The 15,485-nt window shown below is 53.3% G+C and carries 8 protein-coding genes and 3 rRNA genes; 7 read left to right on the forward strand and 4 right to left on the reverse strand.

The annotated features are described in order from the left end of the window. The first annotated feature begins 3 nt into the window (after positions 1 to 3). From BCEP18194_RS41090 to BCEP18194_RS06010, 7 genes are all read left to right on the forward strand, one after another. Positions 4 to 927, forward strand: a complete 924-nt coding sequence (locus BCEP18194_RS41090; RefSeq protein WP_011350432.1) for a restriction endonuclease subunit S — start codon at positions 4 to 6, stop codon at positions 925 to 927. A gap of 337 nt (positions 928 to 1,264) precedes the next feature. Further along, positions 1,265 to 1,519, forward strand: a complete 255-nt coding sequence (locus BCEP18194_RS41095; RefSeq protein WP_157687155.1) for a hypothetical protein — start codon at positions 1,265 to 1,267, stop codon at positions 1,517 to 1,519. Further along, a complete protein-coding gene (locus tag BCEP18194_RS05985) occupies positions 1,516 to 4,005 on the forward strand; it encodes a PglZ domain-containing protein (protein WP_011350434.1) in 2,490 nt (829 codons plus the stop codon). Before BCEP18194_RS41095 ends, BCEP18194_RS05985 begins: the two co-directional genes overlap by 4 nt. Next, positions 4,006 to 5,823: an HsdM family class I SAM-dependent methyltransferase gene (locus tag BCEP18194_RS05990; protein ID WP_011350435.1), complete on the forward strand. Its 1,818-nt coding sequence runs from the start codon at positions 4,006 to 4,008 to the stop codon at positions 5,821 to 5,823. After that, the gene (locus BCEP18194_RS05995) at positions 5,820 to 7,781 is read left to right on the forward strand and encodes an ATP-binding protein (RefSeq protein ID WP_011350436.1); all 1,962 of its coding nucleotides are present in this window, start codon (positions 5,820 to 5,822) and stop codon (positions 7,779 to 7,781) included. Before BCEP18194_RS05990 ends, BCEP18194_RS05995 begins: the two co-directional genes overlap by 4 nt. A 728-nt stretch (positions 7,782 to 8,509) precedes the next feature. Then, on the forward strand, positions 8,510 to 8,770 hold the full coding sequence (locus tag BCEP18194_RS06000; RefSeq protein ID WP_011350437.1) for a helix-turn-helix domain-containing protein: 261 nt from the start codon (positions 8,510 to 8,512) through the stop codon (positions 8,768 to 8,770). 621 nt (positions 8,771 to 9,391) lie between these two features. Continuing rightward, positions 9,392 to 9,724, forward strand: coding sequence for a hypothetical protein (locus BCEP18194_RS06010; RefSeq protein ID WP_041492702.1), 333 nt, complete (start codon positions 9,392 to 9,394; stop codon positions 9,722 to 9,724). 242 nt (positions 9,725 to 9,966) lie between these two features. Here the strand turns inward: BCEP18194_RS06010 and rrf are convergent. The 4 genes from rrf to BCEP18194_RS41100 form a co-directional block, all read right to left on the reverse strand. After that, positions 9,967 to 10,079: ribosomal RNA gene (rrf, locus tag BCEP18194_RS06015) — 5S ribosomal RNA — on the reverse strand. 131 nt (positions 10,080 to 10,210) lie between these two features. Then, a 23S ribosomal RNA gene (locus BCEP18194_RS06020) occupies positions 10,211 to 13,092 on the reverse strand. A 394-nt stretch (positions 13,093 to 13,486) separates the two neighbouring features. Next, positions 13,487 to 15,019: ribosomal RNA gene (locus tag BCEP18194_RS06025) — 16S ribosomal RNA — on the reverse strand. Together the 16S, 23S and 5S rRNA genes form the textbook arrangement of a ribosomal RNA operon. 210 nt (positions 15,020 to 15,229) lie before the next feature. After that, positions 15,230 to 15,376: a hypothetical protein gene (locus BCEP18194_RS41100; RefSeq protein WP_157687156.1), complete on the reverse strand. Its 147-nt coding sequence runs from the start codon at positions 15,374 to 15,376 to the stop codon at positions 15,230 to 15,232. Positions 15,377 to 15,485: the final 109 nt, after the last annotated feature.

Here is a 15,485-nt window from a genome sequence, read left to right on the forward strand (position 1 = left end):
TCAATGCCCATTGTTAGCGAAAAACCTTTGATCGAAATCCTGTCGCCTGGAGAGCAACACGACAGGTTTGACATCAACTATTACCTTCCAGAATTCATTCACGCGGAACGGTACATCGAGAATTGCGATGTCGAACTCACGACCCTGGGTGATGTAATGACCAATGACGCCAGCTACGGCGTTCTTCCGCCATCCTCATGCTATTTGGAGGAGGGCGGCATCCCCCTCGTCAGATCATCAAATTTATCGAACAACGGAATTGACTACGAAAGTGCCGTGCGGGTCCCGTCTGAATGGATTAGCTCCGAGCGCGCTCGAATTAAGGACAATGACGTGCTCATTAGCATTAAAGGTGCTCGTGCATTCTTCGATATGTGCGTTGCTTCAGACAAAACATCGGATGCAATTGTCAACGGAAGTATATTTAGATTCCAGTGCAAAGAACGATACGACCCCAATTTTGTAGTTTTGTGGTTGCTCAGCAGCCCAATTCAATCAATGGTATTTCGCGAGCGAACAAATCTTGGAATCAGCTATATTTCTCAAGATATATTGAAGAGCATACCTTTTCCGGAAATCGAAAAGAATAAACAACAACTCATTCTTCGTGGATATAACGCCGCCATAGAAATGCGGGACGAAATGATCTCGTCCCTCAATGAAGTGGTTCGCGCAAAATCACTGGCCAAGAAGACGATAGATAAAATCTATAGAGATAGATTGGGAATGGAAGAGCCAGTCACGCCAGTACTGAAAGTTAGAGCCGTCGATTCATCAATGATTCAAGACAGGCTCGACTGGAAAACTTACGACCCTAACCTAATATCGGATGCGGATAAACTGGCAAAGGACTTCTCCGAAAAAACCTTTGTCAAGGATGTTGCAGTGATCAAGGATCACATACAAGCCTGCAACGGCCTATTCTAGTGACGATGTAAAGCTTATTCGCGTTAGGCTTTATGGGAAAGGGGCAGAGCTTCGGGAAATTAGATCTCCCGAAAGTATCTCGGGGCCGGTTGCGCAGGCAGACAGTGGAGAAGTGGTTGTTTCCCGTATTGATTGTACGCAAGGGGCTGTCGCGGTAGTTCCTGAGGAATTGGATGGTGGCGTCGTATCGAAGGAGTTCTTCTTGATACGGCTTAACGAATCAAAACTAAGAACGCAGTTATTTGTCAGGATATTGCAACACAAAAGATATGTTCAGTATCTTCTTAGCTTTCGGACCGGAGCCACAAATCGGTTACGTTTGGACAAAGATGTTCTTATGGAACTTCCCTTGCCAAAACTGCGAACTGACCAGCAAGAAAAAATTTTAGATGAATTACGATTGGCTGAGGGAAAACTATTCTACATTCAATCAATAGAGGCTGACGCTCACAGAATGGCCGATGGGTTGGTTGAGCTCGCGCTAGAAAACGTAATTGTCCTTAGCGAGGATACCTATCTGTCTGAGCTTTCTGTGGCTGCAAAAGCGACAAAACAGAAATTATTGGAGCGGGTGAAGGAGGCGCTGCAATGACCGCCATGGAACAAGCCCTGGCTCACATGTGGTGCAGTCGTGAAAAGCAGAAATTGCCCTATCTGCTGGTCAATGACGTGCGCGGCTATTTTGCCGAAGCTGCTGCCGAGCTACGGGTCGATGGCCAAGCAATTCCAGTACATGTTTGCGCCAATGAGTTTTCCCTGCGCCGCCATACGGAACCCGAGCGTCGGCAACCGAATCCCCACGCCCGTATCATCATCTCGCGCCAGCAGCTTCAGCCGGATCATCTGCCGGACTTACAGGCCCGTTCCAGCGTGTCGCCTCGCACGGTAACGGGGAGTGACATAGCCAAGTTCCTTGGTGTGCACAGTCCCCGGGCTTTGCTCGACCGCCTTCCCATTCCCGCTTTCTGGAACCTCGCCCGCTATCTGCCGCAGCTTGGCGCTTACAGCCTGGAGCGCGTAGTGCTCGCCTCACTGCTGAACGACCCAAGCGTGCTGTCTGCAGGCTGGCAACCGGACAGGATTCTCGACATGCTCTGGTATGAGGATGCGTTGACTCGGGTACGCGAGGTGCTGGGCTCGGTCGATGCGGACGAACGTCGGGCGCTCGAGAAAGAGTTCCTAGAAGTGGTTCGCACATGGCTCGATATGCCTCGTGTCGCCTTGGTCGAGGCCGCCGTGCTGGAAAGTGATCCGCCACCGGTGTTGCCGATATGTCTGCTTGCCTCCATTCTGGACGGCTGGAAGATGCTCACGCCGGAACGCATGCGCACCTTCCTCGACGGAAGCGAACTGGGCGACCTGTTTGTTGACGTACTTAAGGATGGGCAAAGCTTGCACGGCCTTGCTGATTGGGGTCGGCGCATCATCCTTAAAGACGATGCACCCTGCAAACAGGCGCTGCAGTACCTGCAGCGCGAGGTCTTCCCCAAACACGCCAGTGCCGTCACCGAGTCTCTTGCGACAGTGGTCAAGGGCGTTGGCGGCAAAGGCTCCGAGCGCCTGCTGAATCAACTCATCCAGGTGCTGGAGGCCGATGGAGGCATCCTTGCCCAAGGCCTGGCGGTCACCCTACACGCTTTGCTCGATGTGGTGGTCAATGGCGAGCGGGCGGACACGCTTCCGCTTGAAAAGGCCTCCTGCAAACTGACCGATGCACTGGAAACGCCGGAAGCCCCGGAATGGGAATCACTGCTGGAGGCCCTACGCCGACATCAGGCTCGCGAGCAGTACGAGGACCACGTGTCACTACTGGAAGCAATGGTCACTATTCACCGGCTTACGGACAAGGCCGAGGCGGCCGTGAAGAATCTAGCGAGCTTGGATTGGAAGGCCTGGCTAGGGCTGGTGGATTTGGTATATTTACCTCTTACCACGATGGCGCTGGAGGCGGAACGGCGGTCTAGCCAGTTGCCGGAAAAGGTCAATGTCTTTCGTATCACGCAGCGGGCAAAAAAAGCATGTGATTCGATTCGTGTCGCTTGGGCGGATTTCTATGTGCAGCCGAGCCATGGACTGCCGAAATGGCTGAGTGAGCGCAAATTCGCGGCAGGTAGCTGCAGGCCGTGGCTGAACAGCGACGTCATGGAATTTGCGGTCAAACCACTGTTGCAGGATTCCGAGATCAAGCAGGTTTATCTGCTGGTCTTTGACGGGATGAGCGTGGCTAACTGGACATTGCTGCGCGAGCGGTTCCTGATGATGCCGGGGCGCGAGCTGTTTCGCCCCTACCAGTCTCTGGGGCCTGAGTTTCGTGCCTGCACCTATCTGCCTAGCATTACCGAATATTGTCGGCAAGCCATTTTTGCCGGAGCCCCCCCTGCGGAATTCCGAAGCTGGCCGTATGGCACTAGTGAACCCCATCTGCTCGAACGTTGCCTCGACAACTTAGGGCTTTCGCCCTCCTCCTGGTGGGATCGAGACAAGAGCTATCTCTGCTACAACGAGAAGGACGCCAGCGCCGACACCCTCAACCGGAAAATGCGTGACCTGGTGGATGCCCCCGGTCGCTTCAAGGCGGTGGTTTTCAACCTCCAGGATCGGCTTCTGCAAAAGGGCATGTCGAGCCTACAGGAAATCATGCTCGCCTATGTGAAGGAGGTGGCGCTGCCCCATCTGCGCAGGATTGCCGCCCAAGACAAGGCTGCCGTCGTCATCACGGCCGACCACGGCTTTACCTGGTACAACACTCAGTACGTCATTGACGATTTAAAATCGGACAGTGGACCTGGACGAGACGTCTTCATCCATAACCGTTGCCTGGAATACAAGACAGCCAAGCGAACCAAGGTCGGGCCGACAGATGTTAAACGCATAGCGCCAGCAAGTGATTTTGGCTTACCTGCAGGTCTGGATGGCGTTGAGCTTCCCTTTGACCACGATAGCTACGGTTGGCCTGGCGCCAAGCAAAACTCAAGTAAGAATCCGAACAAAGTACAAGGTAATGACCATGGCGGTCTTACCCCTGAAGAAACAGTCGTTCCTGTGGCTGTTTACATTACGCGTGGAGCAAAGTTGTAAATGGCAACTCTCGAGCAATTCAGAGATTTTCTGGTCACGGATCTGGGTTTCAAAGCCCATCAGATCAATGACTTTAATGGTGCTGGCGTTGCCACAACGGTTGATGGACTGGACGAGAAAGCAGTGTTTCTGGTGTCAACCAGCGTCGGCAACTGCTATGCCGCCTTCAGGCATGAAGGCTCGGCAACGCTGAGCGAGTCGGAGGCCAACCGGTACAAAGCCCTTAGCATTCTTATGCCCAATGGCGCAGCGGCGTATTGCGTCATCGAGGTTGCTGGCCATTTACGCATCTATCTCGTCGAAAAAGGCAATGAGATTCACGACGAGATGAATGACTGGGACAACTTTCGCGATGCCGAAGATATGGTGCGCGAATTCAAGCCAGACGTGGTCAACAGCCTTCAGCAGTGGGCACGGAAAACACTCCACACGGAAAGCAGCCTTTCTCGATTCGTGCAGCTCATGAAGGGCTGCTGGCAGGACATCTGGGATATTGAGAACAAGCGCAATGACTGGATCTTTGATGAATTTACACGTTTTCTATTTATTAAACTCAATGAAGACGCAAAGCCCAGCGGAAGCTTTACCACGGCCAAGTTGACGTCGTATAGCGAACAGAACAAACACATGGGTGACAAGGCCGCCCAGAACTTCATCAACAACCTTTTTGATGACCTGAAGGCGCACCACCCCGAAGTTTTTACCGACGAGAACGAACGAGTACTCAGCAAGGCGGCAACCGTTGAACGCGTCATTGCCCGTCTTGAAGGTATTAACCTGAAAGATACCCAAGGCGATGTCCTTGGCCGTGCTTTCGAAATTATGCTGTCTGATACTTTTAAGGGTAAAGACCTGGGACAGTTCTTTACTCCGCGAGAAATCGTCGCCTTCATGCTGGACCTGGCAAGGGAAAATCCCGAAGGTCCGGCTTTGGATATCAGCAAGGGCGAGCGGTTTCTAGACGGCTGCGCGGGGTCAGGCGGCTTCCTCATCGCCGCTTATGAAGATGTATACAAGCATGCCCTTTCGAGCACGATTAGAGGTGATGAGCGCGAGAACCTCCTTAGGCGCCTCGGGCAGGAAACCTTCTTTGCCTGTGAGATCGAAGAAAAGGCGGCTCGCCTTGGAAAACTGAACATGATCGTTCACGCCGTCAACGCGCAGAACGCGCAGTGGCTTCACCAGAACTACCTCTACAACGAGGAGCGGGGCGGTTTAAAACCGCTTATTGAATATGAAGTTGATTTCGGAGAAGGCAAAAAGAAGCGCCAGATCGGCAGCAGTTCAATCGATCTTATCTTGACGAACCCACCGTTCGGCAAGTCAGTCAAGACTGAAAATGTTCTTCTTGACTATCAGTTTGGTCACGAAGTAAAAACCTTCAAGTCTGCAGGCCGTCCACCTGAGAAACGAGCGAAAAACAGTCAGGATAGCGAAGTCCTTTTCATTGAACACTATCTTCGTACGTTGAAGCCTGGCGGAAAACTGCTCATCGTTCTTCCCGACGGAGTGTTGTCGAATGCAACGGCGAAGCCCGTTCGGGATTATATTCGTGAGCACGCCATCATCAAATCCGTGATTTCACTTCCAAGCGAAACCTTCGCATCGACTGGGACCTCCATTCCGACCAATGTAGTGTTTCTGCAGAAGAAGCGCCCAGGAGATGTTCAAGGCGATATCTTCATGGCGCGAGCTGACTACGTCGGCCGCCGGGCAAATGGCGACCCGCTCAAGGAAAACGATCTCCCGTTCATTCTTGAAAAATACCGCGAATGGCAAACGGGAACGCTTGAACTCCAGAAGGAGGATAGCGAGTGAGCGAGCTCTACGTAGGAAAACGTCTCGACCCAAATGGGATGCCAGGAGCGCCGTATCTTCACAAACTAAGTGACCTTATCACTCACACTTTCATTTGTGGCGGCTCAGGCTCCGGCAAAACGGTAATGGGCAAAGCCATCATTGAGGAAGCAGCCCTCAATGAGGTTCCCTCGATTATCGTGGATCTCAAAGGCGATTTGTCTTCCTTGGCGCTTGCTTTCGGTGAATTGGCGGCCCCGGCTGTTGCACCGTGGATCGAGGTTGAGGATAAGTCAACGCTTGGCCGCGCCGCATTGGCGGAAGCCAACACCTTACGGAAACGGTTATGGGATTGGGGGCTCGCCGAAACCAACGTGCGGGCGTTTTCCAACCGGGTAGCCGTTGAAATTTTTACCCCCCGCAGCGAACTCGGCCGCCGGGTATCAATTCCGCTCATTTCTTCGCCGCCACCGGACATCAACAAGCTATTTGACGAGGACCCGGATACGGCTTCGGTCATGGTGACCAGCATTGCGGAGGCGCTAGTGCGCCGGGTGATCCCCTCGGGGCAGAGGGACCGGGAAACTGATTTTGTCACCGCTCTCATCGAGCACGCTTGGCGTACAGGCGTTGACCTTGCCGGTGAGGCTGGTTTGGGCCAACTGGTATCCATGATTCTAGAGCCGCCGTTTGAAACTATTGGCGTACTGAGTATTGGTGACCATATTCCCGAAAGCCGGCGTCAAAAGCTTGCGCAAGCGGTAAACGGGCAGCTCGTCGGCGCTGCAGCCAACTGGGTCCGTGGCGAAGAAATGAGCATCGACAAACTAGTGGGATCTAACCGTGTCGATGGCAAAACGCAGATCAGTGTTATCAATCTCTCGCACATTACCGACTTCGAGGACCAGAGCTTCGTAGTTGCCCAAATCGCCTTTTCCATCAACGCCTGGATGCGCAAGCAGGGGAGTGCTCCTGGTGGAAACAGACCGCGCCTATTGTTCTTCCTGGATGAGATCGGCGGTGGCGGTGGAAAGACCGCTTTCTATCCGACGTACCCCTACACATCCACCTGCAAACCCGCCCTAAATATTCTGGTCAAGCAAGGCCGCGCTTTTGGTGTCGGCTGCATCTTGGCAACGCAGAACCCTGGGGATATTGACTATAAAGGCCTTTCAAACTGCGCCACTTGGATCGTCGGGAAACTTCAGACCAAAAGAGATCGTGACAAAGTACGTGAGGGGCTGACCGATGCAGAATTTTCACCCTCCGATTTGGCCAGAAAGCTAGCTCGCCCTAAGACGGGGGAGTTTATGCTTCTCAACAAGGACGGCGATGTCCATTTCATCAAAGAACGTTGGCTCCTGACTTACCACTGCACGCTGAGCCCAGAGCAACTTCGCCGCTATAAAGCCAAGGGGCTTGCTCCCTATGAGGGCTCACTGAATACTGACATTTTCGAAGAGACCACCGAATTCGACGAGCAGGAAGAAGCTCAATCGCTTTGGAACGACGCGAAGGATACTATCGGTCAAGCCTGCAATCTGCTTGAAAAAATTCTGGATCACGACATTAACTCGGAAAAAGCGCGACTTTGGTTATCCATCTTGCGTGACCCAGATGGATTCAACCGACGCCTTGTAGAAACCCAAAGGCAGCTTGCCGAGTATGCGGAGGCGGTTTTCCCCAAGAGCACCAAGGCCCCTGAGCCCAGCGGTTTGCTAACATTGCTTTCTGAAATGAAAAGTACGGGTCAAAGCCCTTCGTTCAACGTTACTCGAACGGTGCCGGGACCCGCTTCAGCGCCGCCAGCCGGCGATAGCGTTCTTGTCGAGGATGACGGTAGTGTCGCCTACAAGGGACGCAGATATTCGCTATACAGAAGGTATGCGGGAAAGTCGGTGACCTTCATCGAGGAAGATGGGGAGTTGAAATTTGCAATCGAAGGGAAGGTTTTGTCAAAGACCTTCCGTTTGGTATAAGGTGGGGCCGAGCAGCAGCATTGGCTGACGGCGGAATGATGGCACGCTCAGTCTGTCAAAAAATGCCGCTCGTACAGGCGGCGTTAATGCCCCGGCCCAGCCAGATGTCAAGCTCAGACCGACAGCGGAGCATATTGGCTAAGCCACTCGTTCATAGTCGTTGCTTATGTGCGCTTCTCTCCCATGCCGTTCCGGAAATCCTTCCGCCTTGGGTCGTAGTAGGCCTGATCTTGGTTGCTGGATGCCTGCCGGCATTGGTGGCCTGCGTCGTTGCCGTTGGCGATTCGGATGCTTGAGGTTAGTGGCCAGGAGCAATGTTGTCCGCGACATTGAGGCGGAGTGAACGTGATCGTCGTCTCAGTGATTGAGCAAATCCCACATCCTTACCCCGCTTCTGCCGGCTCCATTAGCCGCCGGGACGCCGTCGCCTCATATGCAGTTGCTGCGCGGAATCGTCGACCATGTGCCACACTGCGTCGATGAGCGCTCTCCAGACGGCGCGCCGCCGATGTAGATAGAAGTCGCTGCCGCGAACGGCTACGAGCAGGCGCAGGCCAACAACCAGCCGGTGCGCGTAGTTCCGACACAGTTGACCTTCAGGCCGCGCGTGTCTAGTGCAATGCCCAACGCGGTTGCTACTGCGAACCAAAGACCCGTGGGCATGAAAACCTCTAAGATATAACGTATGTAGATGTGGAATATTCTAGATATAAATATAGAATATTTGGATGGCCTACCATCCCATTCACGATCCACGCTACCGGAGCATCGCGACGCTTCTGACGGAGCTACGAAAGACACGTGGACTACTCCAGCAGGAGGTGGCCGATCGGCTCGACCGCCCGCAAGGCTTTGTGTCGCGAGTAGAGAGCGGCGTTCGGCGCCTGGACGTCATCGAACTGCTCGATTTCCTACGCGCACTTGAAGCGGACCCACACGTCTTCATCGACCGGCTGCTCGACCAGCCGATGCCGTCGTTACCTCGTTGACGCCTGCCGTTAGTAACTTGTCGGGTAACCGGACGGTCATCACGGTACGATCAGCCTCGGTCAAGATCTAGATGCGCTGTCTGGCGGGAATCGTATCGCAGGCCAAACTCAAGGCGGGTTGGCTGGTCGATTACTGAGTAACTCCCCGAAGCATGCAAGATGCGCGGTGGTCGCGCCGGGGAAGTGGAGTACTCGCGATTTCGCCACTGTTCAGGCCGACGGCCTGCAGCGTGCATACGAGGTCAAACTGCAGGGCTTCGAGGGCGATGAGCGGTACTCGGCCAAGGTAGAGCGGCCCCGGGGAAATCATGAACGCATATGCGTCAGACACTAGGTAGAACATATGGCCTAACACTGGGTGACAGCGACTGTCAGTGCTAAACGTCGCCGACGTCTGATTGCTTAGCAAACCTTATCGTTCATCGATATCCCGACCCATACCGTAATTTTCTGCGGCGAAAACGCAAGAAGCTATGCCGTTTGGCCACTCCTCCAATTTTCCACATTTCGAGATGCCCAGTTAGTTAGACTCAAATGGCATCACCGCAAAAAGCGCGGGCCGCATGGGCTGCCACCCATACGACCCGCTAACCACCACCAACTCATTACCGGAGTCGGAAGATGGCTAACGCCAATAGTAAGTCACGTCCCAAGAAGCTCAAACAGTATCCCGAGGTTGAACTGACCCTCGGCAACAAGCCTGACCTTCCCCAGGATGGCCAACCGTACATGCCATGGATGCGCGCCATCGACGCGCATTTCGAGATGTTCGGATTCAAGCCGGGTGATCGCGTCTATCTTCGGTTCAGCTTTGCTTCCCGAAGGGTCATCATCACGCCCGACTACAGCGCGCTGAACTGGCGAGAGCAGCCCTATGGTGCAGCGGCCCAAGAAGAGGATGAGGAGCTGGAACGCGCAGCGCTGGCCCCTTTGCGCCGCTCTGTTGACTGGTGATGGCTCTGCGTGAAGCACTTCGGCACACGCCTTGACGCAAATGGTCTGCGGCAGGGCTGCGAGTAACTTCAACAACCGTCACAACAGACGAAAAGTTGCGTTCCGCTCTCTCGGCATTCGACGGCATCGCAAGCATCAGCGCATGCAGCATGACAAGCATCCATGCCGAGTACTCCACGGGCATTTCCGTCGCCGAAATGCAAAAACCCCCGCCTTTCGGGCGGGGGTTCTCGGCTTAGGGAGCCTGACGATTACCTACTTTCACACGGGAATCCGCACTATCATCGGCGTAGAGTCGTTTCACGGTCCTGTTCGGGATGGGAAGGGGTGGGACCGACTCGCTATGGTCATCAGGCAAAGAGGGTTGTTGTGCTGACTTCGCAGCACAACCAATCTTGGAAGAAGCAGTAATTTTGAGTTGTGTGTATCACACACGAGAATCAACCAGTCCGACGCGCTGTGTTCAGCGCGAGACAGACTTGTTATAGGATCAAGCCTTACGGGCAATTAGTATCAGTTAGCTGAACGCATTACTGCGCTTACACACCTGACCTATCAACGTCCTGGTCTCGAACGACCCTTCAAGGGGATCTAGTCCCCAGGGATATCTCATCTTAAGGCGAGTTTCCCGCTTAGATGCTTTCAGCGGTTATCTCTTCCGAACATAGCTACCCGGCGATGCCACTGGCGTGACAACCGGTACACCAGAGGTTCGTCCACTCCGGTCCTCTCGTACTAGGAGCAGCCCCCTTCAAATATCCAACGCCCACGGCAGATAGGGACCAAACTGTCTCACGACGTTTTAAACCCAGCTCACGTACCTCTTTAAATGGCGAACAGCCATACCCTTGGGACCGGCTACAGCCCCAGGATGAGATGAGCCGACATCGAGGTGCCAAACACCGCCGTCGATATGAACTCTTGGGCGGTATCAGCCTGTTATCCCCAGAGTACCTTTTATCCGTTGAGCGATGGCCCTTCCATACAGAACCACCGGATCACTATGACCTGCTTTCGCACCTGCTCGACTTGTCGGTCTCGCAGTTAAGCACGCTTATGCCATTGCACTATCAGCACGATTTCCGACCGTACCTAGCGTACCTTCGTACTCCTCCGTTACGCTTTGGGAGGAGACCGCCCCAGTCAAACTGCCTACCATGCACTGTCCCCGACCCGGATCACGGGCCAAGGTTAGAACCTCAAACAAACCAGGGTGGTATTTCAAGGACGGCTCCACCGAAACTAGCGTTCCGGTTTCATAGCCTCCCACCTATCCTACACAGATCGGTTCAAAGTCCAATGCAAAGCTACAGTAAAGGTTCATGGGGTCTTTCCGTCTAGCCGCGGGTAGATTGCATCATCACAAACACTTCAACTTCGCTGAGTCTCGGGAGGAGACAGTGTGGCCATCGTTACGCCATTCGTGCAGGTCGGAACTTACCCGACAAGGAATTTCGCTACCTTAGGACCGTTATAGTTACGGCCGCCGTTTACCGGGACTTCAATCAAGAGCTTGCACCCCATCATTTAATCTTCCGGCACCGGGCAGGCGTCACACCCTATACGTCCACTTTCGTGTTTGCAGAGTGCTGTGTTTTTATTAAACAGTCGCAGCCACCAGTTTATTGCAACCCCTTCACCCTTTGCCCGCAGGGGCATCAAGCTACAAGGGCGTACCTTATCCCGAAGTTACGGTACCAATTTGCCGAGTTCCTTCTCCCGAGTTCTCTCAAGCGCCTTAGAATACTCATCTCGCCCACCTGTGTCGGTTTGCGGTACGGTCATCATTAGACTGAAGCTTAGAGGCTTTTCTTGGAACCACTTCCAATTGCTTCGCTCCCTAAGGAGCTCGCGCCACACCCTTGAATTCCGCGCCCGGATTTGCCTAAGCGCCTTCTCCAATGCAGCGACCGGGACTTCCAACACCCGGACAACTTTCCGCGATCCGTCCCCCCATCGCATCTAACAATGGTGCAGGAATATTGACCTGCTTCCCATCAGCTACGCATTTCTGCCTCGCCTTAGGGGCCGACTCACCCTACGCCGATGAACGTTGCGTAGGAAACCTTGGGCTTACGGCGAGGGGGCCTTTCACCCCCTTTATCGCTACTCATGTCAGCATTCGCACTTCTGATACCTCCAGCATCCCTTCCGAGACACCTTCGCAGGCTTACAGAACGCTCTCCTACCATGCGTGCAAAGCACGCATCCGCAGCTTCGGTATATAGCTTAGCCCCGTTACATCTTCCGCGCAGGACGACTCGATCAGTGAGCTATTACGCTTTCTTTAAAGGGTGGCTGCTTCTAAGCCAACCTCCTGACTGTTTTAGCCTTCCCACTTCGTTTCCCACTTAGCTATATTTGGGGACCTTAGCTGGCGGTCTGGGTTGTTTCCCTCTTGACACCGGACGTTAGCACCCGATGTCTGTCTCCCGTGATTGCACTCTTCGGTATTCGGAGTTTGCTATGGCGGGGTAATCTGCAATAGACCCCCCAACCATGACAGTGCTCTACCCCCGAAGGTGAGACACGAGGCACTACCTAAATAGTTTTCGGAGAGAACCAGCTATTTCCAAGTTTGTTTAGCCTTTCACCCCTATCCACAGCTCATCCCCTAACTTTTCAACGTTAGTGGGTTCGGACCTCCAGTACGTGTTACCGCACCTTCATCCTGGCCATGGATAGATCACTTGGTTTCGGGTCTACGCCCAGCAACTGAACGCCCTATTCGGACTCGCTTTCGCTACGCCTGCCCTATACGGTTAAGCTTGCTACTGAACGTAAGTCGCTGACCCATTATACAAAAGGTACGCCGTCACCCCTTACGAGGCTCCGACTGTTTGTATGCATGCGGTTTCAGGATCTATTTCACTCCCCTCCCGGGGTTCTTTTCGCCTTTCCCTCACGGTACTGGTTCACTATCGGTCGATCACGAGTATTTAGCCTTGGAGGATGGTCCCCCCATCTTCAGACAGGATTTCACGTGTCCCGCCCTACTTGTCGCACACCTAGTTCTTTCATACTGTTTTCGCCTACAGGGCTATCACCTGCTATGGCCGCACTTTCCAGAGCGTTCGGCTAACAATATAAATAAAGAGTGCAAGGCTCATCCCATTTCGCTCGCCACTACTTTGGGAATCTCGGTTGATTTCTTTTCCTGCGGTTACTTAGATGTTTCAGTTCACCGCGTTCGCTTCGCATGGCCTATGTATTCAGCCATGGATACTCCAAAAGGAGTGGGTTTCCCCATTCGGACATCTACGGATCAAAGCTTGTTTGCCAGCTCCCCGTAGCTTTTCGCAGGCTACCGCGTCCTTCATCGCCTGTGATCGCCAAGGCATCCACCACATGCACTTGTTCGCTTGACCCTATAACGAGTCTGTCTCTCGACAGTCGTTACAGGTTGAGTTCTCGCATTTGTGCCGTATTCCAATTGAGTCAAACATAGAGTTCGAATCATCTTGAGATACATCGATACAATCACAACCCGGATAGTTTTCACGTCCATCTCATAGACGCTTCCGCTATCCAAATTACTTACTTCTTCCAGATTGTTAAAGAACGACAGCCGATACTTTCGTACCGCTCTGACTGGCTCAATCGCCAATGAGAAAAACTCGAACCAAACTTCATTCGAATGTTTGTCATTGATGATTATCGAAAGCGGCCGGCATTATAACCGGTTAAACCGCTAACAGACAGTCTTTCTGTCTTTATCAACAGCCGATAAGCGTGAGCGCTCAACTTTGCGAGAAGCTCTAGAAAGGAGGTGATCCAGCCGCACCTTCCGATACGGCTACCTTGTTACGACTTCACCCCAGTCATGAATCCTACCGTGGTGACCGTCCTCCTTGCGGTTAGACTAGCCACTTCTGGTAAAACCCACTCCCATGGTGTGACGGGCGGTGTGTACAAGACCCGGGAACGTATTCACCGCGGCATGCTGATCCGCGATTACTAGCGATTCCAGCTTCATGCACTCGAGTTGCAGAGTGCAATCCGGACTACGATCGGTTTTCTGGGATTAGCTCCCCCTCGCGGGTTGGCGACCCTCTGTTCCGACCATTGTATGACGTGTGAAGCCCTACCCATAAGGGCCATGAGGACTTGACGTCATCCCCACCTTCCTCCGGTTTGTCACCGGCAGTCTCCTTAGAGTGCTCTTGCGTAGCAACTAAGGACAAGGGTTGCGCTCGTTGCGGGACTTAACCCAACATCTCACGACACGAGCTGACGACAGCCATGCAGCACCTGTGCGCCGGTTCTCTTTCGAGCACTTCCACCTCTCAGCGGAATTCCGACCATGTCAAGGGTAGGTAAGGTTTTTCGCGTTGCATCGAATTAATCCACATCATCCACCGCTTGTGCGGGTCCCCGTCAATTCCTTTGAGTTTTAATCTTGCGACCGTACTCCCCAGGCGGTCAACTTCACGCGTTAGCTACGTTACTAAGGAAATGAATCCCCAACAACTAGTTGACATCGTTTAGGGCGTGGACTACCAGGGTATCTAATCCTGTTTGCTCCCCACGCTTTCGTGCATGAGCGTCAGTATTGGCCCAGGGGGCTGCCTTCGCCATCGGTATTCCTCCACATCTCTACGCATTTCACTGCTACACGTGGAATTCTACCCCCCTCTGCCATACTCTAGCCTGCCAGTCACCAATGCAGTTCCCAGGTTGAGCCCGGGGATTTCACATCGGTCTTAGCAAACCGCCTGCGCACGCTTTACGCCCAGTAATTCCGATTAACGCTCGCACCCTACGTATTACCGCGGCTGCTGGCACGTAGTTAGCCGGTGCTTATTCTTCCGGTACCGTCATCCCCCGACCGTATTAGGGCCAAGGATTTCTTTCCGGACAAAAGTGCTTTACAACCCGAAGGCCTTCTTCACACACGCGGCATTGCTGGATCAGGCTTTCGCCCATTGTCCAAAATTCCCCACTGCTGCCTCCCGTAGGAGTCTGGGCCGTGTCTCAGTCCCAGTGTGGCTGGTCGTCCTCTCAGACCAGCTACTGATCGTCGCCTTGGTAGGCCTTTACCCCACCAACTAGCTAATCAGCCATCGGCCAACCCTATAGCGCGAGGCCCGAAGGTCCCCCGCTTTCATCCGTAGATCGTATGCGGTATTAATCCGGCTTTCGCCGGGCTATCCCCCACTACAGGACATGTTCCGATGTATTACTCACCCGTTCGCCACTCGCCACCAGGTGCAAGCACCCGTGCTGCCGTTCGACTTGCATGTGTAAGGCATGCCGCCAGCGTTCAATCTGAGCCAGGATCAAACTCTTCAGTTTAAACCTGTTACTGTTTTCGGTTCAGTTAAGAACCGGTCGCTCACTCAAAGCTGACAGGAATATGAATTGCTTCATAAACCTGACTTACTTTAGTGTGAGACTCTTGATACTTTCGCTATCTGATCCGAGGATCAGCTCGCTTCCATCAAGCGCCCACACTTATCGGCTGTTAATTTTTAAAGAGCGTTTCTGCGAGGAACTTCGTGTTTCTCAGCAGCGCTGCGTTTTCAGCAGCAGAGAAGCGAGATTATCAACCGTTTTTTTAAATCCGTCAACAACTTTTTTAACTACTTCGTTGCGACGACTGCGGTTTAATTCCATTTGCGCTGGAGTCTTTAAAACCGACATCAACAGCACCGCTTCCCTTCTTTCCCCCGCGCTGCGTTTCCGTTAGCGCGAAAGAGGCGTGATTCTAAGCACCAGTCTCAGTCTCCGCAACCCCTTTTGTGAAATTATTTTGACATGG

The organism is Burkholderia lata, from assembly GCF_000012945.1.
In the GTDB taxonomy this organism is placed as follows: domain Bacteria; phylum Pseudomonadota; class Gammaproteobacteria; order Burkholderiales; family Burkholderiaceae; genus Burkholderia; species Burkholderia lata.